Here is a 17,855-nt window from a genome sequence, read left to right as displayed (position 1 = left end):
CCACCTGCCCAAACACACAGCAATGCTTCAATTTCTGGGTTTTTCAGCAGACTGCTAGACTTGTCAACAATTCGCTTGTGTCGGAGGTATTGCGTCCCGCTAGCAGCAGAATCTTTGTCGTCCGGAGTGGCGCGAGCGGTCGGGGACGCGCGGGCTAACCTTGAGCGGCAGGATGCGGCGGATGTACCGCGAGTCGACGCTTTGACTGTGTTGTTTCCGCCATGGCATGATCGGCTAGCGCGAAACAGGGGGAATTTTGCATGCTCAGGTGTCGTCTGGCGGTTGTGATCGGCGCCTTGCTGTTAGCCACCCCCTCCTACGCCGCCCGCTGCGGCGGCAATTTCAACACCTTCATCCAGAGCTTTTCGCAGGAAGCGGCCAGCGCCGGCATCTCGCAGGACGTGATCTCGGCCGCGCTCGGCGGCGTGCAGCAGGATGGCGGTGTGCTGGCGTTCGACCGGCGGCAGCGCGGCACGTTCACAAAAACCTTCGAGCAGTATGTCTCGACGCGCGTCGGGCCCGGACGGATCAATGCCGGGCGGGCGATGCTGCAGCGGCATGCCGCGCTGCTGTCGCAGATCGAGGCGAAGTACGGCGTGCCGCGGCAGATCCTGGTTGCGATCTGGGGGCTGGAGACCGATTTCGGCAAGGGCGACATGGGCAAGCTGCCGGTGTTTCGCGTGCTCGCGACGCTGGCGCATGATTGTCGCCGCACCGACCTGTTCCAGGGCGAATTGCTGGCCGCGCTCAAGATCGTGCAGCGCGGCGATCTTCGTCTCAACGATATGATCGGCGCCTATGCCGGCGAGATCGGCCAGACGCAATTTTTGCCGTCGTCCTACATCAAGTATGGCGTCGATTTCGACGGCAACGGCCATGTCGACCTGCGCCATTCGGTGCCCGACGTGCTGGCCTCGACCGCAAACCTCTTGCACACCAACGGCTTCAAGATGGGCGCGCCCTACGGCGAGGGCAGCGCGAATTTCGAGGCGATGCGCGAGTGGAACAGGGCTGTGATCTATCGCAAGACGATCGGGTATTTTGCCGATCAGCTCGTGGGGCGGTGACGGCGGATTCTCGTCATTGCGAGGAGCTCGCGACAAAATTGCAAAGCAATTTTGCGCTGAAGCGACGAAGCAATCCATGCGCCCGCGGAGGGATGGATTGCTTCGCTTCGCTCGCAATGACGGCTTGTGCCATCGGGTGACGCGATGGAAACCATCGGCAGCCAAAAGATCTGGTCGTTCCTCGATCGCACGGACGAGTGCGCGGTCGCGAAGAACACCGCGATCCGCAACGGGCGCGGCCATCGCGTCGGCTCCTATCTCGAGCTCGCCACGAAGATCGCCGAGCTGCAGTTCCGCAACCGCAACCACGTCCTGCTGTTTCGCGGGCAGGGCGGCGACTACCGGAACACGCAGGGGAACAGCTCGCTCAAGCCGACGCTGTTCCGCCCGAAGAAGGCCGGCAACCCCAACCGGGCGACGCTGGTCGAACGCTTCGAGCTGCTGGCGCGCGCGGAGCAGGCGCTGGTCGAGCACTACCGGGCATCAGGCTTTCTCGGCATCGATCGGCTCAAGCGCCACCGCATCCTGCGCTGGTCGATCCTGCAGCATTACGAGGTCTGCACCACGCCGCTGCTCGACGTCACGCACTCGATCCGGATCGCCGCATCCTTTGCGTCATTGGCCGAGACCGACCTCGCCTTCGTCTACGTGCTCGGCGTGCCGAATCTGAGCGGCGCGGTCACCGCGAGCGCCGAGGCCGGCCTGCAGATCGTGCGGCTGTCCTCGGTCTGCCCGCCTTCTGCGGTGCGCCCGCACATCCAGGAGGGTTATCTGCTTGGCGTCTACCCGGACATGTCCGGCTATGAGCAGAAGGAGCTCTATTTCCATTACGAGATGGATTTCGGCCGCAGGCTGGTGGCGAAATTCTGCTTCAACCCGGCGTCGTTCTGGAAGAACGACAATTTTCCGAAAGTGTCGAAGGACGCGCTCTATCCGTCGGAGAAGAGCGATCGGCTGTACCGGCTCGCGCTCGCGGTGAAGAAAGAGGTGGGCGGGTGAAGGCGCTCCCCTTGGCACTGATTTGCCCGACGGCGCAAGAGCCCACAAGAGAAATATTTCGGTTTTTCTGAAATTGAAATCGGTCTATGAATCCGCCCGTCTCACCCGACACGAGGGGCGGATCGCGATCGTCACGAACGTGGTGTGGGATGCGGTGGCCGCCGATTGCTTGCCTGACGAGCGCGCATGAGGCGGACGGTGAAGTCGTGTGGTCCTGACGCCCCAGTGGCTGGTGTCGACTCCCGGGACGCGAACGCGTCTCGTGGATGACGGTGGCAAAAAAGCCCGGTCTCGCCGGGGAGAGCACGAAGTGTAAAACCATCGCGCAGGGAAAGCCGGCGTGTTTTCCGGTTTCACCTGTGGTCCTACCCCTGTGCTTTTTGTTGCACAGGGCCCATGGGTGCAATCGGCACCCGGCTTTCCCTGCGCCCTCTGTTCGATGAGAGGGTGGAACGAGACGCAAGACTCGGGCAAATCATGTCGCGAGAACGCGAACTCACATCTGCGATTTATTTGAATCCAGATGGCGCAGCAAACTCACTGTCGTCCCGGGCTTGACCCGGGACCCATAACCACAGGATTGCATTGTTAAGCGATGCTGGGGCCACAGCTCACTTCAACAACTCAATCCCGTGGTTATGGGTCCCTTTCGCAGGGACGACATCTTGGCAATATCGTGCGCTCGACTTCAGCCTGGCAAGAAGCGGCAGGGCGTAAGGCGTTACTTCGTCGCCTCGGCGACCTTCGCCGAGGCCTTCTCGATCTGGCGCTGCAGCACCTTCCAGTAGGTCGCCGGGCGGAAGCGTTGCAGGAGATCCATGAACCATGCGTCGTTGCCGATCAGGATGCGCGGCGCATTCTTCTCGATGCCGGCGATGATGCGCAGCGCAGCCGCGGTCGGCGTGGTCTTGGCCAGCGCGTCGAAGCGCTCGATCGATTGCGCGCGGCGGGCGTTGTCGGTGACGCCGGCGCCGGTGCGGGAGTTGCGCGCGATGTTGGTGGCGACGCCGCCGGGATGCACGACCGAAAGCCTGACCGGGCTGCCGGTCATCGCGAGCTCGTGGCGCAGGCTTTCGGAGAAGCCGCGCACGGCGAACTTCGCCGCGCAATAGGCGCTCTGGCCGGGCGGGGCGACGATGCCGAAGATCGAGGAGATGTTGACGATGTGCGCCTCGCGCTGCTGCGACAATTGCGGCAGGAAGGCGCGGGTGCCGTGCACCGTGCCCCAGAAATTGATGTTGAACAGCCATTCCATCTGCGCCTGCTCGATCTCGTTGAACTGGCCGAGCAGGGCGACGCCGGCGTTGTTGATGACGATGTTGAGGGCGGGATGGGCGGCGCCCGCCTCTCGCGCGAACGCCTCGATCTCCGCGGGCTGCCCGACATCGACGCGGTGCACGGTGACCTTGCGCGGGCCCGCCTTGGTGATCTCGGCCGCGACCGCTGCGAGGCCGGCCTCGTCGCGGTCGGCGAGCGCCAGGTCGCAGCCGCGCGCGGCAAGCTCGAGTGCAAGCGCGCGGCCGATGCCGCTGGCGGCTCCGGTCACGGCGGCGGCGGAACCTCGGATCGCAGTCATTGTGGGGCAGCTCCATCTGATGGGGGCTTCGGGCGGACGCCCGGGGCAGGGGGTAGTTCCTCCGCTTTTCTCAAATTGGAACCGAACCATAAAGCGGTTTTAGGCATTTCACCTGTGTCAGCTTTTTTGAACCGAGCCAGCCAGTTCAAGGGAGGGATGCTTATGGGACAATCAAGACCCTATCGTGCGACGGCGCTGGTGGTCGAGGACGATCCGCGGCAACGTGAGATGATCGGCCTCTTGCTGGAGGAGAGCGATTTCGAGGTCATCGCCTGCGAGAGCGCGGAGGCGGCCGAACTGGTGCTGCAGGGCAGTGGCGGCAGGGTCGCGTTGATGATGACCGATGTCGAGCTGGCCGGCCAGATGACCGGCGTTGAGCTCGCGCACATCGCGAAGAAATACAACCCCGAGCTCGACGTCATCGTCACCTCGGGCAGGCCGCTGCGGCAGTCGCTGCCCGCGGGCACGATGTTCTGGGCCAAGCCCTGGGCGCCGCTGGACGTGATCCGCGTCGCCGAAATGGTCGCGGAGGCGAAGGGCACGTCGCTACACGGCGGGCGCGGTCCGCGCAGGGTCTCATAACGAAGTTGTCAGCGCGAGCGGACGGGTGGCGGCGGTGCGCCGCTTCCGCCCGCGCAGGCGGCATGATATTTGCGTCCGATGTCCCGCCATATGTCACCGCTAGTCCCGCTGCTGGTCTGGGGAATATTCGAATGACGTTGTCTTTCCTCTTGACCTCGCTGATCGTGGTCGCATCCCCCGGCACCGGCGTGCTCTACACGCTCGCGGTGGCGCTGACGCGAGGCTCGCGGGCGAGCGTCGCCGCCGCTTTCGGCTGCACGCTCGGGATCGTGCCGCACATGATGGCAGCGATGCTCGGGCTTGCCGCGATCCTGCACACCAGCGCGGTGGCGTTCGCCGTGCTGAAATGGTGCGGCGTCGTCTATCTGCTCTATATGGCCTGGCAGGCGCTGCGCGAGCGAGGTGCGCTCGCCGTCGACACCGAGGTCAAGCCGCGCTCGAGCAGGCGGGTGATCGTCACCGCCGTCCTGATCAACATCCTCAACCCAAAGCTCTCGATCTTCTTCCTGGCCTTCCTGCCGCAATTCATCGCCGTCGACGAGGCGCATCCGCTGGCGCGGATGGGCGAGCTGAGCGGGGTATTCATGGCGATGACGTTCGCGGTGTTCGCCGCCTACGGGCTGTTTGCGGCCGCGGTGCGCGATCGCGTCATCACGCGGCCGAAGGTGATGGCCTGGCTGCGGCGGAGCTTTGCCGCGGGATTTGCTGCGCTCGGCGCCAAGCTCGCCTTTGCCGAGCGCTGAGGCCGTGCCGATCTAGGCGGCGATGCGAGTCAATGAAGACGGGAGCAATAAAAAAGCGGGCATCGTGCCCGCTGCTTTCGAAATCATTTGTCTCGGTCTGGGTGCCCGGGCAGGGCAGGAGCCGCTACCCGGGCGAGATCTAGCTACTTCTTGGCCTTCTTCTTCTTGGTGGCCTTCTTCGCCTTCTTCGCCTTCTTCGCTTTCTTAGCCATAGTATCCTCTCAGGGTTAAATGGATTGAACGCGACTCCGAGGCATGCTTGGCGGAGGGCCAGCCTCGCAACATCCTCGATAACAAACTCAGCAGATTCGGGCGTCGCTGCCGTGGGCTGTCACGACGCTGTCATCACGTTATCCACAGTTGTTATGGGTATTCGGCACCTTTTCGCAAAAATTCTCCGCGCGCACCGCCATCCGTCACGCCGCGCGCGGCATACTTAACGTTGCGCAAATGCGGATGGTGCCGCTCTTCATCCATTTAAAACCACGGCATGGATTGCCGCGTCGCGGTGAGAGTCCGTTAAGCGGAGCGGCTGCAATTTGTGCCGTAAGACAACGGGGATTGTCGTCGGAGGAAGCCCGGGGGCGGGTGGTTCGATCACAGGGGAGGCGAGGCCGACACGGTCTCGGACGAAGGCGATGTTGAGCGTTCCGACGCTTTGGACGGTGTTCGTCATCAACTTTCTCGCGCTGGGCCTGATCTGGGCCTATGTGGCGCGCAGCTACCCTGCTTTCGATGCGGCGCGGTTCTGGACCGGCTCGGCCTTCGCCGCCGCGGCCGGCGCGTCGAGCGCGATGCTGCGCGCGGTGATGGTGGACACGCTGGTGCCGCTGCTCGTCGCGGGCACCCTCCTGGTGTTCGCCGCCTGCCTCGCCGCGATGGGGGTCAAGCGCTTCTACGGCCAGAACGTGCTCTGGCGCGACACCGTGCTGCTGTCAGGCCTGACCTTCGCCGGCCTGAGCGTCTTCATCTTCGCCTATGACAGTATGCCGATGCGCATCCTGATCTACACGCTTGCGCAGGTCGCGCCGATCGCGCTGGCGCTGAAACTCTTGCTGTCGCCCGACAACGGCCGCATCACGCCGGGCGCCCGGCTTGCCGGCGTCGTCTCGGCCCTGATCATCGGCATCTACGTGCTGCGCCTCGTCGGCGCCCTGGTGCAGCCCGGGGAGATTTCCTTCATCCGGTTCAGCGCAGGTCAGTCGCTCGTGATCCTGCTGCTGGTGTTCCTGTCGATGGCGCTCAATTTCGGCTTCCTGCTGATGGCGATGGACCGCCTGCGCAACGAGGTCGCCGACCTCGCGCTGCTCGACGACCTCACCGGCGTCGGCAACCGTCGCCATCTGGTGCAGCGGCTCACCGAGGAATGCGCGCGCTCCGACCGTTCGGGCGAGCCGTTCGCGCTGCTCGTCATCGATCTCGACGGCTTCAAGGGCATCAACGACACCCACGGCCATGCTGCGGGCGACGCCTGCCTGCAGCACTTCACCCTGATGGCGCAGACGCGGCTCCGGCCCGGCGACATGCTGGCCCGCACCGGCGGCGACGAGTTCTGCATCGTGCTGCCGTCGTCGACGCTGCGCGAGGGCGCGATGATCGCCCGCCGCGTGCTGGAGGTATGCCGCGCCGATGCCGAGCAGTGCACCGGCAGGGACATCCCGATCGCGGTCTCGATCGGGGTCGCGCAATGGACCCGCGAGGTAGGCCAGCATCCCGACCGGCTGATCGCGGCCGCCGATCACGCGCTCTACGACGCCAAGAAGGGCGGCAAGAACGGTTTTGCGACCTACGAGCCGGCGCCTGCGCTGGCGCCCGACATGGTCGACCTGGTCGAGGCGGCCCTGCGCAAGCGCGCCTGAAGCGTGCTATCCAGTGACGACATTGGATCTGCCCGAATGCCCCTTCGCCTGCTCGCCGCGCTGATCGCGCTGGCGTTGTCGTCCACAGCCTTCGCCGAGACGCCCGACCTCGCGGCCATCGCGCGCTCACAGGGCACGCCCGAGATTCCCGGCCTGAAGATGGTCTGGCTGTCGCCCTGGGGCGATGTCGCGAAGGCCCGTCCTTGGCGCAACATCATCGTGCACCAGACCGAAGGCCCGGCGGGTTCGGCAAGCGGCGGCGCGCTGGAGCAGCACAAGAACCCGACCCGGCGCGGCGTCATGGTCTGGGTCGAGACCGACGGCAAGGTCTATTGGGCGGTTGGCGACGACCTGGTGCCGACCCACGGCGATGGCGGCAACCGCAACGACAACAAGTATATCGACAATGGCCCGACCTATCGCCAGGTGATCGGCAACAATTCCATCGGCGTCGAGTTCGCCGGCAACTATCCCGACGTCACACGCGGCCCGACCGATGCTCAGGTCGCGGCGTGGCGGGTGCTGGTGAAGCTGCTGCGCGCGCGCTATTCCATCCCGCGCGATCGGGTCTATGCGCACAACTGGATCGACTTCAAGGATGCCCGCTATTGCGAGGGCTGTGCGCTCGCAACGATGGCGCGGGACTGGGGCGAGTAGGCGCCGTTCGTGTCGCCGGACTACAAGACGCAGGCCAGCGCGCTGCTCTACGGCGATCTCTACGACTGGGACAATCTCAACCAGCCCGACAGCGTCGCCGAGAATTTGCGGACGTATTACTGACAGGGCCAGAAAACAAAAAAGCCGGCGTCGCCGCCGGCTTTCGTTTGCCTTGAGGTGCCGCGAGCTTAGTGCGCGGCTTCCAGAGCAGCTTCCTGACGGGCAATCGTGCCCTTCACGGCCGACTGCACCTTCTCGAACGCGCGGACCTCGATCTGCCGCACGCGTTCGCGCGACACGCCGAACTCGGCGGCGAGGTCTTCCAGCGTCATCGGCTCGTCCGCCAGGCGCCGCGCCTCGAAGATGCGGCGTTCGCGCGCGTTGAGCACGCCGATGGCGCCATTCAGCGCCTGCCGGCGATGATCGAACTCCTCGCTTTCCGCCATCAGGGCTTCGGCGTTGGGCGAGTTGTCGACCAGCCAGTCCTGCCATTCGCCGGCTTCGCCGTCGTCGCGGATCGGGGCGTTGAGCGACGCGTCGCCACCGAGGCGGCGATTCATGTCGACCACGTCCTGATCGGTCACGCCGAGGCGCTTGGCAATCAGCTTCACCTGGTCGGGGTGGAGATCACCCTCGTCCAGCGCGGAGATCTTGCTCTTCGCCTTGCGCAGGTTGAAGAACAGCTTCTTCTGGTTCGCGGTGGTGCCCATCTTCACGAGCGACCAGGAACGCAGGATGTACTCTTGTATTGACGCCTTGATCCACCACATGGCGTAGGTGGCGAGCCGGAAGCCCTTCTCGGGCTCGAATCGCTTCACCGCCTGCATCAGGCCGACGTTCCCCTCCGAGACGACCTCGGAGATCGGCAGACCGTAGCCGCGATAGCCCATGGCAATCTTGGCCACGAGCCTGAGATGGCTGGTGACGAGTTTATGCGCCGCGTCGCGATCGTCATGCTCGCGCCAACGCTTGGCGAGCATGTACTCCTGCTGGGGCTCCAGCATGGGGAACTTGCGGATCTCGGCGAGGTATCGGGACAGGCCGGATTCTCCATTGAGAACCGGCAACGTAGCTGTACGGGCCATTACTTGCGCCCTCCAGTGGTTCAGGCCCCCGATAGCGGCGGGCCCGGCAGGTGGCCGCTGTGTTAAAGCCGGCCATGCTGCGATGTTCCGCGTTGGATATTCAACGCAGGTGCAACATACACCAAATGGGGGCGAATAGGGAAGGATTACTGACGTCACGTCCCCGTGTGCCAGCTATAACCTGTTGGCATGACACGGGTTTTTTGGAGGGTGCGTCATAGCGCCGCTTCCAGCGCCCGTTGCAGGAGAAGCAAATCCTCCGGCAGAGGCGCCTCCCAGTGTAAAAGTTCCCCGGTCCTTGGGTGTTCCAGAACGAGCAGGTAGGCATGCAGGGCCTGGCGGTCGAGCGCGGTCAGTGCCGCTTGCGCTTCCGGCCCGAGATGACCGGCCTTGGTCTTGAAGTGCGAGCCATAGACGGCATCGCCCAGCAGCGGATGGCCGAGATGGGCGAGGTGCACCCGGATCTGATGGGTGCGTCCGGTCTCGAGCTGGCAGGCGAGCAGCGAGGCCACCGGCTTGCCGTCGCGGCCGGCGAAGCTCTGCCGCACCTCGAAATGGGTGATCGCCTTGCGGCCGCCCTGGCGCACCGCCATTTTCTCGCGGGCGTGCGGGTGACGGTCGATCGGCGCGTCAATGGTGCCGTGCGGGCGGTTCGGCACGCCCCAGGCGAAGGCCATGTAGCCGCGCTGCATCGGCCCGGTGCGGCCGTGATCGGCAAATTGCGTGGTCAGCGACTGGTGCGCCTGGTCGTTCTTGGCCACGACCATCAGCCCCGTGGTGTCCTTGTCGAGCCGGTGCACGATGCCGGGCCGCTTCACGCCGCCGATCCCGGACAGGCTGGAGCCGCAATGGGCGATCAGCGCGTTGACCAGCGTGCCGGTGGCATGGCCCGCGGCGGGATGGACGACCAGGCCCCTCGGCTTGTCGATGACGATGATGTCGTCGTCCTCGAACACTATGTCGAGCGCGATGTCCTCGCCCTGGGGCTCGGCCGGAGCGGCCTCCGGCACGTCGATTGTGATCGTATCGCCTTTGGCGACATGATAAGCGGGGTCGCGGACGGAGGCGCCCTTGACGGTCACGGAACCGGCGAGGATCAACGCCTTCAGCCGGGAGCGCGATAGTTCGGGGGTGTGCTGCGCGAGCACGCGGTCGAGCCGGGCCGACCCCTCGTCGCCCGCGACGATGACTTCCAGCTTCCGGCCGTTATTCGAAGAGATCTGTTCCAAAGAAGAGCCTTGTGATGACCGACGCCGCCGTGACCGAACCGACCACCGAGCAGGCCGCGCTGATCGCGCGGGTGCGTCGCATGATGCTGATCGCGGGCCTGACCTCGGCACTGGCGGTGGCCGCCGTGTTGATTGCCATCGGCTACCGCCTTTATCGCAGCGAGGGAAGCCCCGCACCCGCAACCGACGTCACCGCTGCGCTGCCGAAGGGCGCCCGCATCGTCTCGACCGGCGTCGCCGGCGAGCGGCTGGTGATCACGCTGGATATCGGTGGCGCGACTGAAATCCGCACATTTGATGCAAAGACGCTGAAACCGGTCGGCAAGCTGACCTTCGTCAGCGAGCCCTGACGGCGAAGCGATCGCGAACCCGCTCGGTCGATCAACCAAAAGGTGCAAAGTTTCTTTTGCACCTGCGTTCGCGCATCGAGAATGTTTGCCGCCATCTTTTCGGCCGAGTTGCACGTTCAGCTTGAGCCATGTCGGAGTCCAACCTCAGCGTTTCCATCGAACGGATCGATGACTCCAAACCGGCGGTTCCAAGCGCTGATCCGACGCGGCGCGCGCTGTTGCTGACAGCGCTCGCGGGCTGCGCCTGCCTCGCGGCGAGCGAGTCGGCCGCGGCCGACGACGAGCAGCCCGGCAGCAATGAGCGGCCGCAGAAATCCGATCAGCTGGTTCGTGCCGAGGGCGACAAAGCGGGCGAGGTCATCAAGCCCGATGATCTGCCGCTCGGCGGCCCGCCGCTGCGGGCCTGGCCGAAGGATCCGGAAACGTCCGTCGTCCGCAACGGCTCGCGGCTGAACGAGGTCGTCATCGTCAGGCTCGACCCGAATGAGCTCGACGACGACACGCGCGCGCGTGCGCCTGACGGCATCGTCGCCTATTCCGTGATCTGCACGCATGCGGGATGCCCGATCACCGCCTGGGTGAAGCAGGAGCAGGGCGACAAGACCGTCCTCAAATGCATGTGCCACAATTCCGAATTCGACCCGCGGCAGAGTGCGCAGGTTGTATTTGGCCCGGCGCCGCGGCGCCTCGCGGTCTTGCCGCTTACGATCGCCGACGGCGCGATATCGGTTGCAGCAACGTTCGTTGGAAAGGTGGGTGCCCAGCCAGGAGGGTGAGGCCGCAAAAGGGATTTCTGCACGACCTAGAACTGAAAAAACAAACATAGCAGGGAGGTAGCGTCTCATGACCAGGAAGCAGTTTCTTTTGTCGAGCTGTGTCACGTTCACGTGTCTGGTGTCGGCGGCGGCCACCGCAGGGCCGATCGAGAATTACAGCCCGGTGACATCGGCGCGTCTTGAAAATCCCGAAGCCGGCAACTGGATGCTCTATCGCCGGACCTACGACGGACAGGGGTACAGTCCGCTCGACCAGATCAACACCTCCAACGTCAAGAACCTTACTCCGGTGTGGACCTTCTCCACCGGCGTGATCGAAGGCCATGAGGCGCCGCCGATCGTCAACAACGGCGTGATGTTCGTCGCCACTCCGATGGGACAGGTGATCGCGCTCAATGCCAAGACCGGCGATGAATACTGGCGCTACAAGCGGCAGCTTCCCGACGACCTGTTCCAGTTGCACCCGACCAGCCGCGGCGTCGGCCTGTGGCAGGACAAGCTCTATCTCGCCACCACCGACGACCACGTCGTTGCGCTCGACGCCAAGACCGGCAAGGTGGTCTGGGACACCAAGGTGCAGGACTACAAGAAGGGCCAGTATCTGACGCTGATGCCGCTTGTGGTCGACGGCAAGGTGATCGTCGGCGGTTCCGGCGGCGAGTTCGGCGTGCGCGGCTATGTCGTCGCCTACGACGCCAACAGCGGCAAGGAGCTGTGGCGCACCTTCACCATTCCAGGCGAAGGCGAGCCGGGCCACGACACCTGGAGCGGCGACGACTGGAAGTCGGGCGGGGGATCGGCGTGGATGACCGGCAATTACGACAAGGACACCAAAACGATCCTCTGGGGCGTCGGCAACGCTGCGCCGTGGCCGGGCTCAGCTCACGCCGGCGACAACCTCTACACCAGCTCGGTGATCGGGCTCGATCCCGAAACGGGCAAGATCAAGACGCACTTCCAGTACCACCAGAACGATTCCTGGGACTGGGACGAGGTCGATGCGCCGATGTTGATCGACATGCAGCGCGACGGGCGCTCGTTCAAGAGCCTCGTGCACCCCGGACGCGACGCGATCTTCTGGGTGCTGGAGAACAAGCCGGACAAGATCAACTATGTCTCCGGCTGGCCGTTCGTGAAGACCAATGTCTGGAAGGGCATCGAGGCCGAGACCGGCCGGCCGGTCGTCGATCCCGAGCACAAGCCGGTGATCGGCAAGCGGGTCGAGTTCTGTCCGTCATTGTGGGGCGGCAAGGACTGGCCGTCGGCGGCCTACAGCCAGAACACCAAGCTCGTCTACGTTCCCGCCAACGAGAATTTCTGTGGCGGCTTCACCGGCGAGAAGACGCCGCTGGTTCCCGGCCAGCTCTGGCTCGGCACCAAGCCCGAGGACATCGGGCTGACGCCGGCTCCCGGCGCCACGCATTTCGGCGAACTGCAAGCGTGGGATCCGGCCACCGGCAAGAAGGTCTGGGCTCACACCTTCAAGACATCGCAGCTGTTCGGCTCGGTGACCGCGACCGCCGGTGATCTCGTCTTCGCCGGCGGCACCAATGATCGCAACTTCCGCGCCTTCCACGCCAAGACCGGCGAGCTCTTGTGGGAGCAGAAGACCAACTCCGGCATCATGGGCATACCGATTTCCTACGAGGTCGACGGCACGCAATATATTGCGATCCAGTCGGGCTGGGGCGTCGACGCGCAGCGCATCCAGGATGCGTTGGCGGGCAAGGTTCCGGGCTTCGAGAACAACGTCCCGCAAGGCGGCGTTGTCTGGGTCTTCGCCGTCAAGAAGTAGCGGCGACACGGGGTGGAGCTTCGGTTCTGATTGAATCAGAACCGAAGCTCCAGATTCTTGTATTGACGCGTTTTCTTCACGCGAACCGGCATCCGCTTCGCTCGAAAACGCTATGGCAGCGGCGCGACGGCAAAGCGGCGGACCATCGGTCCGCCGCTTTCTGTTTGTCGTCGTGGAGGAAAGACGCTCGCGACGCGGGATGCCGCGAGCGTCGAAAATGTCAGGTCTGCAACTGCCTGCCGATCGGCAGGCTGCGGATCCGCTTTCCGGTGGCGGCAAAGATCGCGTTGATCAAGGCCGGAGCGAACGGCGGCACGCCGGGTTCGCCAACGCCGCTCGGCGGCGTATCCGCACCCGGGGGCACGATGTAGACGTTGGTCAGGGCGGGCGCTTCGTCGATCCGGACCACCGGGAAGTCGTCGAAATTGCCCTGCTCGACCTTGCCGTCCTTGAAGCTGATCTCGCCGTATTTGGCGAGGCTCAACCCCATGATCGCAGCGCCTTCGAGCTGCGACTGGATCCGCTCCGGATTGACATAGGTGCCGCAATCGATCGCGGTGTCGACGCGCGGCACCGTGAGCTGGCCCTTGTCGCCGACCGCGACCTCGACAATGGTCGCGATGTAGCTGACGAAGCTGCGGTGCACGGCAATGCCGCGGCCGTGGCCCTTCGGCACGGAGCGACCCCAGCCGCCCTTGTCGGCCACCAGCTCGACCACCTTGCGCAGCCGCGCGGTGTCGATCGGATAGCTGTCAAAGGGCTCGCCATAGTTCCAGGGATCCTTCACCGAGGACAGGTTGACGATCCGCGGGCTACCGATCAATTCCAGCAGCATGTCCTTCTGGTCGCGGTTCGTCGCATGCGCGATCTCCGCCACCATCGACTGCACCGCGAAGGCGCGTGGGATGTTCGAGACCGAGCGGAACCAGCCGATGCGGGTGAAGGCCGCGGCCTCCGGATTCTCGCATTGCAGATTGGCGATCTCGAACGGATTGTCGATCAGTCCCATGCCGAGCTCGAACGGCGCCTCGTGATTGGCGCCGGCGGCGAAGGTCGAGGCGATGGTCGGCGCCACGCTGCGGTGCCGCCAGGCGATCACCTTGCCGCTCTTGTCGAGGCCGGCCTCGATCCGCTCCACCGAGACCGTGTGCAGGAAGTCGTGGCGGACGTCGTCCTCGCGGGTCCACTGCACCTTTACCGGGGCGCCGAGCTCCTTCGACAGAAGCGCCGCCTCGAGCGCGAAATCGCATTTCGATTTGCGTCCGAAGCCGCCGCCGAGCAGCGTGACGTTGACGGTGACATTGTCCTCGGAGATGCCGAGCGTCTTGGCGACGTCCTCGCGGGTGCCGCCCGGGCTCTGCACCGGTGCCCAGATCTCGCATTTGTCGCCCTTGACGTCGGCGACCGCGACCGGCGGCTCCATGCTGACATGGGCGAGATGCGGCAGGTAGTACTCGCCTGTTATGACCTTGTCGGCGCTCTTCAAGGCCGCCTCGACATCGCCTTCCTTGCGCACGATGAGGCCGGGTTTTCGCGCGGCTTCCTCGAGCGAGGCACGATAGGCGACCGAGTCATACTTGCCGTTGGCGCCATCGTCCCAGACCACCTTCAGCGCATCGCGCCCCTTGATCGCCGCGCCGGTGTTGCGCGCGATCACGGCCACGCCGCCGAGCGGCTGGAATTTTGACGGCCACGGCCAGCCCTTGACCTCCATCACCTTCTCGACGCCGGGCACCTTCATCGCTGCGCTGCCGTCGAACGACACCACCTTGCCGCCGGTGACGGGCGGACGGGCGATGACGGCGTATTTCATGCCGGGCAGGCGGCTATCGGCGCCGTAATGCGCCTTGCCGGTCGTGATGTCGTGAAGGTCGACGATGCTGACCTGGCCCTTGCCGAGGTAGCGGAAGTCCTTCGGGTCCTTCAGCTTCAGGCCCTTGATATCAGGCACCGGTTCCTTGGCGGCGTCGGCGGCGAGATCGCCGAAGCCGATCTTGCGTCCGCTCGCGCTGTGGACGACCTCGTGGTTCTGCGCCTTGACCTCGCTCGCCGGCACGCCCCATTTCTTGGCCGCGGCTGCCTCCAGCATCGCGCGCGCCGAGGCGCCGATCTGGCGCATCGGGATCAGATAGTGCCGCGTGCTGCGCGAGCCGTCGGTGTCCTGGTTGCCGAACTTGACCTCGTCGCCATGCGCCTGCTGGACGCGGACGCGCGACCAGTCGGCCTCCATTTCCTCGGCGACGATCAGCGGCAGGCTGGTACGGACGCCGGTTCCCATCTCCGAGCGGTGCGCCAGGATGGTGACGACGCCGTCCGGCGCGATCGCGACGAACACGCGCGGATCGACCACGACGCTGTGCGGCATCTTGCCGGCGCCGGTCTCGTAGGCGAAAGCCTGGCGCGACATCACGGGCGCGGCGAGCACGAAGCTGCCGGCAATGCCGAGCCCCTTCAGGATGCTCCGCCGCGAGACATTCTCGACCTTGATCTCTTTCTCAAAGCCACGAAGCTTGCTGGGGTTGGTCAGGATGTTCATGTCACACCCCCGTCGATGCGAGGTGAACGGCATTCTCGATGCGCTGGTAGCAGCCGCAGCGGCAGATGTTGCCCGACATCGCCTCGCGGATCTGCTCATGCGAGGGCTTCGGGTTTTCATTCAACAGCGCAGCCGCCTGCATGATCTGGCCGACCTGGCAATAGCCGCATTGCGGCACGTTCATCTGGCGCCATGCCTTCTGCACCGGATGGTCGCCGGTCGGATGCAGGCCCTCGATGGTGGTAACCTCGCGGCCGCCGACGTCGGAGACCGAGGTGATGCAGGCGCGCACCGCCTGCTTGTCGATGATCACGGTGCAAGCGCCGCACAGCGCCTGGCCGCAGCCGAATTTGGTGCCCGTCAGTCCCGCTTCGTCACGGAGATACCAGAGCAGCGAAAGATCCGGGTCGCCGTCCCAAGTCCGTTCCTGGCCGTTGATTTTTATCTTGATCATGGTCTTCCCTCGCTCTGCTTAAGCTGTTGACCGGCGCGGCAGAGGACGGAACACATTTCCAGTCGCCCACGGCCGCTTCGATTTTTGTTTGCCAAGATTGTCGTGCGCCGAATGCGGTGCGCCAATGTCTGCGCGCCAAGGGTTTGCTTGTTCCAAGCACTCCTTTCCCTTGTGGCCTCAGCGGGCGCGGATGGTGAATGCCGCGGATGCTATCAGACGCCGAGGCGGAGGTGACTTCACAGCGCGGTGTTCTGCATTCGCCGTTTGTCAAAAGCAGGGCCTTCGGCGATGGCTCTGCGAGATGTGGCGGGAACGAAATGCGCCGCAAGGTTGAAGCGGCTGCTCATCGTGTAGGCATGGGCATGGGGCTGTGCCTCGGGCACAAGGCCGCCGCTCGGCCGGCCCGGCCGCAGGGGCTCCGTATGGCAAATCGGCCCCCAACGGGCCGTAAAGCATGGGCGACAAAACCCCACCGCAATGCACAAGCCATCTTGCGGTGGGCGGATTTCAAGGCTATTGCCTTGCCTCTCAACGCTCCCTTCGTCTAGCGGTTAGGACGCGGCCCTCTCAAGGCTGAAACAGGGGTTCGATTCCCCTAGGGAGCGCCATTCCCAAAATTTAGCATTGAACTAAAAGGGATTTTTCCCCGGTGGCGGCGGCCGCCCGTTTAAGAAAAGAAACCAAAAATCGACTTGCCAGCGCGGCCAAAAGGGACCCCACGGGCCGTAGATGGGACCCGTTTGTCCCGGCATCACCTTCGTTGAAAAGAACTGTCGCGCGCCCGACTTGTGCACACCGCGATGCGAGGTAGTCCGGCGCCCACGCGTACGTGGCGTGCTGGTCTATTGCACCGACTATCACTGCAGCAATTCTGTCACGCTCATGGCCGACCAGTGGAGCGATGATCTGCGGCTCTCCGACATTGGGCCGCGCTTCGTCTGCACCGCCTGCGGCAAGCGCGGCGCCGACGTCCGCCTGAATTTTAACTGGGGCATCAGGGGACCCATCGGCGGCATGGGGTATCGGGTGCTCTCAGACGCATGAGGCGCTCTTCCGTAGTTCTCCGGTCGTGAACGGTGCTTCGGTTGCGAGCACCATGCCGGCATGGTCCAGAAGGGATGGCGGCGCAAGTTTGATGACCCAATCGAGTTGCCGGACGGGCGCGTGCTCGTGACGCTTCACGACGCGGCGACCTACATCACCGAGCTGCCCAAGAAGGAATCCGCAGCGCCCGAATGGCAAGCGGCCATCTCGGAGCTGATGCTGGCCGTCGAGCGCAACCGCCCGACCATGCTGGCCCGGATCGGGTTCATGCAGGCGCTGAACCGGCATAAGGTTCGCGAGTTTAATCCGAACCGCAAAGACCCGCATTGGGGCAGACGCAAGCCGAAGAGAGACCAATGACCGTCTTCGTCTATGTCAACACCAGCAAGCAGGTCGGCGACAAAGAGCACATCAAGGTGTTCGCCAACCAGGACGCCGCAGAGAAATGGTTCGATGAGGCGAATTTGACTGTGTTCAAAGCCAGATTGTGCCGGGTGGAAATCAGCGTGATGCCGGCCGGTCCGCTTGGGTGAGGCTACTGGGCGCTCACTCGGTTAGAAGCTTCGACAGCGGCACAGAAAGTGCTTCAGCAATTCGGGCCATAACCAAAAGGCTGGGGTTTCGCTTGCCGCGCTCAATACCCCCGACATAGGTCAAGTCAATCTCGGCCTCAAAGGCCAGCGCCTCCTGCGTCAGCCCACGCAGACGGCGCACTCGGCGGACGTTTTTTCCAAATATGGCGCGCCAATCCTGCATTGGCAGGATGGGGCCTTATCGGGTATATAGTCTCTAGGGATTATAGTCCCTACGAGCGCAATGCTTCTAAATAAATGTCCGCGCCTGTGCGCCCCCTCATGAAACGGCGTTCGAAAAGTTCAGCCAGAAACGATAAATTGCTCAAGGGAGCATTAGCCGCCGATGTCAAAACCCCCGCTTGACCCTGACGTCGCCGACGCTGCGCCGAGTGGTCCGACGATTACGTCCTATGACCAACAGCATGTCGTCACGTATATGCGCCTGCTCCAGGCCGAAGGTGAGGGCGCCAGAGCTGGTCGCGGAATTCTGCACAGGACGATAAGTGGAATTTCTGCCTGACAGCGGGC

Annotated in this window: 18 protein-coding genes, 1 tRNA gene and 1 pseudogene; 14 read left to right on the top strand and 6 right to left on the bottom strand. The window is 64.2% G+C overall.

Features of this window, described 5'->3' with window-relative positions:
* Positions 1 to 260: 260 nt before the first annotated feature.
* Complete coding sequence (locus ACFFWD_RS07125; protein WP_376962864.1) at positions 261 to 1,067, top strand: lytic murein transglycosylase; 807 nt, start codon at positions 261 to 263, stop codon at positions 1,065 to 1,067.
* A gap of 144 nt (positions 1,068 to 1,211) precedes the next feature.
* Entirely contained in the window at positions 1,212 to 2,066 is an 855-nt protein-coding gene (locus ACFFWD_RS07120) for an FRG domain-containing protein (RefSeq protein ID WP_376962862.1), read from the top strand.
* Between the two features lie 721 nt (positions 2,067 to 2,787).
* Here ACFFWD_RS07120 and ACFFWD_RS07115 read toward each other — a convergent pair.
* Entirely contained in the window at positions 2,788 to 3,642 is an 855-nt protein-coding gene (locus ACFFWD_RS07115) for an SDR family NAD(P)-dependent oxidoreductase (RefSeq protein ID WP_376962860.1), read from the bottom strand.
* Between the two features lie 162 nt (positions 3,643 to 3,804).
* On the opposite strand from ACFFWD_RS07115, the gene ACFFWD_RS07110 reads away from it, so the two are divergent.
* The 4 genes from ACFFWD_RS07110 (at position 3,805) to ACFFWD_RS07095 (ending at position 7,483) form a co-directional block, all read left to right on the top strand.
* Positions 3,805 to 4,224 carry a response regulator gene (locus ACFFWD_RS07110; RefSeq protein WP_376962858.1) on the top strand — a complete coding sequence of 140 codons (420 nt, stop codon included), beginning with the start codon at positions 3,805 to 3,807 and terminating at the stop codon, positions 4,222 to 4,224.
* 131 nt (positions 4,225 to 4,355) lie between these two features.
* Positions 4,356 to 4,967, top strand: a complete 612-nt coding sequence (locus ACFFWD_RS07105) for a LysE family translocator (protein ID WP_376962856.1) — start codon at positions 4,356 to 4,358, stop codon at positions 4,965 to 4,967.
* 638 nt (positions 4,968 to 5,605) lie between these two features.
* Positions 5,606 to 6,826 carry a GGDEF domain-containing protein gene (locus ACFFWD_RS07100; protein WP_376962854.1) on the top strand — a complete coding sequence of 407 codons (1,221 nt, stop codon included), beginning with the start codon at positions 5,606 to 5,608 and terminating at the stop codon, positions 6,824 to 6,826.
* Positions 6,827 to 6,862: 36 nt separating this feature from the next.
* Positions 6,863 to 7,483: a peptidoglycan recognition protein family protein gene (locus ACFFWD_RS07095; protein WP_376962852.1), complete on the top strand. Its 621-nt coding sequence runs from the start codon at positions 6,863 to 6,865 to the stop codon at positions 7,481 to 7,483.
* A 188-nt stretch (positions 7,484 to 7,671) separates the two neighbouring features.
* Here ACFFWD_RS07095 and rpoH read toward each other — a convergent pair whose 3' ends face one another.
* Together rpoH and ACFFWD_RS07085 are read right to left on the bottom strand one after the other, a co-directional pair.
* Positions 7,672 to 8,568, bottom strand: coding sequence for an RNA polymerase sigma factor RpoH (gene rpoH, locus ACFFWD_RS07090; RefSeq protein WP_376962850.1), 897 nt, complete (start codon positions 8,566 to 8,568; stop codon positions 7,672 to 7,674).
* A 215-nt stretch (positions 8,569 to 8,783) separates the two neighbouring features.
* A complete protein-coding gene (locus tag ACFFWD_RS07085) occupies positions 8,784 to 9,764 on the bottom strand; it encodes an RluA family pseudouridine synthase (protein WP_376962866.1) in 981 nt (326 codons plus the stop codon).
* A 47-nt stretch (positions 9,765 to 9,811) separates the two neighbouring features.
* On the opposite strand from ACFFWD_RS07085, the gene ACFFWD_RS07080 reads away from it, so the two are divergent.
* The 3 genes from ACFFWD_RS07080 (at position 9,812) to ACFFWD_RS07070 (ending at position 12,718) form a co-directional block, all read left to right on the top strand.
* Positions 9,812 to 10,147 carry a hypothetical protein gene (locus ACFFWD_RS07080; protein WP_376962848.1) on the top strand — a complete coding sequence of 112 codons (336 nt, stop codon included), beginning with the start codon at positions 9,812 to 9,814 and terminating at the stop codon, positions 10,145 to 10,147.
* A 128-nt stretch (positions 10,148 to 10,275) separates the two neighbouring features.
* Positions 10,276 to 10,923: a QcrA and Rieske domain-containing protein gene (locus tag ACFFWD_RS07075; RefSeq protein WP_376962846.1), complete on the top strand. Its 648-nt coding sequence runs from the start codon at positions 10,276 to 10,278 to the stop codon at positions 10,921 to 10,923.
* Positions 10,924 to 10,990: 67 nt separating this feature from the next.
* Entirely contained in the window at positions 10,991 to 12,718 is a 1,728-nt protein-coding gene (locus tag ACFFWD_RS07070; RefSeq protein WP_376962844.1) for a methanol/ethanol family PQQ-dependent dehydrogenase, read from the top strand.
* 220 nt (positions 12,719 to 12,938) lie between these two features.
* On the opposite strand, the gene ACFFWD_RS07065 is transcribed toward ACFFWD_RS07070, so the two are convergent.
* Both ACFFWD_RS07065 and ACFFWD_RS07060 read right to left on the bottom strand, forming a co-directional pair.
* Positions 12,939 to 15,254, bottom strand: coding sequence for a xanthine dehydrogenase family protein molybdopterin-binding subunit (locus tag ACFFWD_RS07065; protein WP_376962842.1), 2,316 nt, complete (start codon positions 15,252 to 15,254; stop codon positions 12,939 to 12,941).
* A gap of 1 nt (position 15,255) precedes the next feature.
* Positions 15,256 to 15,708, bottom strand: a complete 453-nt coding sequence (locus ACFFWD_RS07060; protein ID WP_376962840.1) for a (2Fe-2S)-binding protein — start codon at positions 15,706 to 15,708, stop codon at positions 15,256 to 15,258.
* 533 nt (positions 15,709 to 16,241) lie between these two features.
* On the opposite strand from ACFFWD_RS07060, the gene ACFFWD_RS07055 reads away from it, so the two are divergent.
* From ACFFWD_RS07055 to ACFFWD_RS07040, 4 genes are all read left to right on the top strand, one after another.
* A tRNA-Glu gene (locus ACFFWD_RS07055) sits at positions 16,242 to 16,316 on the top strand.
* A 226-nt stretch (positions 16,317 to 16,542) separates the two neighbouring features.
* Positions 16,543 to 16,752, top strand: a complete 210-nt coding sequence (locus ACFFWD_RS07050) for a hypothetical protein (protein ID WP_376962838.1) — start codon at positions 16,543 to 16,545, stop codon at positions 16,750 to 16,752.
* Between the two features lie 60 nt (positions 16,753 to 16,812).
* Positions 16,813 to 17,112, top strand: a complete 300-nt coding sequence (locus ACFFWD_RS07045) for a hypothetical protein (RefSeq protein WP_376962836.1) — start codon at positions 16,813 to 16,815, stop codon at positions 17,110 to 17,112.
* Positions 17,109 to 17,285 (top strand): hypothetical protein, encoded by a 177-nt coding sequence (locus ACFFWD_RS07040; RefSeq protein WP_376962834.1) that lies wholly within the window; start codon positions 17,109 to 17,111, stop codon positions 17,283 to 17,285. The genes ACFFWD_RS07045 and ACFFWD_RS07040 overlap by 4 nt, the downstream gene beginning before the upstream one ends.
* 13 nt (positions 17,286 to 17,298) lie before the next feature.
* Here ACFFWD_RS07040 and ACFFWD_RS07035 read toward each other — a convergent pair whose 3' ends face one another.
* Positions 17,299 to 17,508: a helix-turn-helix domain-containing protein gene (locus ACFFWD_RS07035; RefSeq protein ID WP_376962833.1), complete on the bottom strand. Its 210-nt coding sequence runs from the start codon at positions 17,506 to 17,508 to the stop codon at positions 17,299 to 17,301.
* A gap of 162 nt (positions 17,509 to 17,670) precedes the next feature.
* Here ACFFWD_RS07035 and ACFFWD_RS07030 point away from each other — a divergent pair.
* Positions 17,671 to 17,796, top strand: a pseudogene (locus tag ACFFWD_RS07030) (DUF2285 domain-containing protein); the annotation flags it as partial.
* Positions 17,797 to 17,855: the final 59 nt, after the last annotated feature.

Source organism: Bradyrhizobium erythrophlei, assembly GCF_042430365.1.
Classification (GTDB): Bacteria; Pseudomonadota; Alphaproteobacteria; order Rhizobiales; family Xanthobacteraceae; genus Bradyrhizobium; species Bradyrhizobium erythrophlei.
Note: the sequence above shows the minus strand (reverse complement) of the source record. Positions and strands in the feature narration are given on the sequence as shown.

Excerpts from the sequence above, each read along its gene's own strand:
- ACFFWD_RS07125 (WP_376962864.1), top strand. The coding sequence starts at position 261 with ATGCTCAGGTGTCGTCTGGCGGTTGTGATCGGCGCCTTGCTGTTAGCC.
- ACFFWD_RS07120 (WP_376962862.1), top strand. The coding sequence starts at position 1,212 with ATGGAAACCATCGGCAGCCAAAAGATCTGGTCGTTCCTCGATCGCACG.
- ACFFWD_RS07115 (WP_376962860.1), bottom strand. The coding sequence starts at position 3,642 with ATGACTGCGATCCGAGGTTCCGCCGCCGCCGTGACCGGAGCCGCCAGC.
- ACFFWD_RS07110 (WP_376962858.1), top strand. The coding sequence starts at position 3,805 with ATGGGACAATCAAGACCCTATCGTGCGACGGCGCTGGTGGTCGAGGAC.
- ACFFWD_RS07105 (WP_376962856.1), top strand. The coding sequence starts at position 4,356 with ATGACGTTGTCTTTCCTCTTGACCTCGCTGATCGTGGTCGCATCCCCC.
- ACFFWD_RS07100 (WP_376962854.1), top strand. The coding sequence starts at position 5,606 with ATGTTGAGCGTTCCGACGCTTTGGACGGTGTTCGTCATCAACTTTCTC.
- ACFFWD_RS07095 (WP_376962852.1), top strand. The coding sequence starts at position 6,863 with ATGCCCCTTCGCCTGCTCGCCGCGCTGATCGCGCTGGCGTTGTCGTCC.
- rpoH (WP_376962850.1), bottom strand. The coding sequence starts at position 8,568 with ATGGCCCGTACAGCTACGTTGCCGGTTCTCAATGGAGAATCCGGCCTG.
- ACFFWD_RS07080 (WP_376962848.1), top strand. The coding sequence starts at position 9,812 with ATGACCGACGCCGCCGTGACCGAACCGACCACCGAGCAGGCCGCGCTG.
- ACFFWD_RS07075 (WP_376962846.1), top strand. The coding sequence starts at position 10,276 with ATGTCGGAGTCCAACCTCAGCGTTTCCATCGAACGGATCGATGACTCC.
- ACFFWD_RS07070 (WP_376962844.1), top strand. The coding sequence starts at position 10,991 with ATGACCAGGAAGCAGTTTCTTTTGTCGAGCTGTGTCACGTTCACGTGT.
- ACFFWD_RS07065 (WP_376962842.1), bottom strand. The coding sequence starts at position 15,254 with ATGAACATCCTGACCAACCCCAGCAAGCTTCGTGGCTTTGAGAAAGAG.
- ACFFWD_RS07060 (WP_376962840.1), bottom strand. The coding sequence starts at position 15,708 with ATGATCAAGATAAAAATCAACGGCCAGGAACGGACTTGGGACGGCGAC.
- ACFFWD_RS07045 (WP_376962836.1), top strand. The coding sequence starts at position 16,813 with ATGGTCCAGAAGGGATGGCGGCGCAAGTTTGATGACCCAATCGAGTTG.
- ACFFWD_RS07040 (WP_376962834.1), top strand. The coding sequence starts at position 17,109 with ATGACCGTCTTCGTCTATGTCAACACCAGCAAGCAGGTCGGCGACAAA.
- ACFFWD_RS07035 (WP_376962833.1), bottom strand. The coding sequence starts at position 17,508 with ATGCAGGATTGGCGCGCCATATTTGGAAAAAACGTCCGCCGAGTGCGC.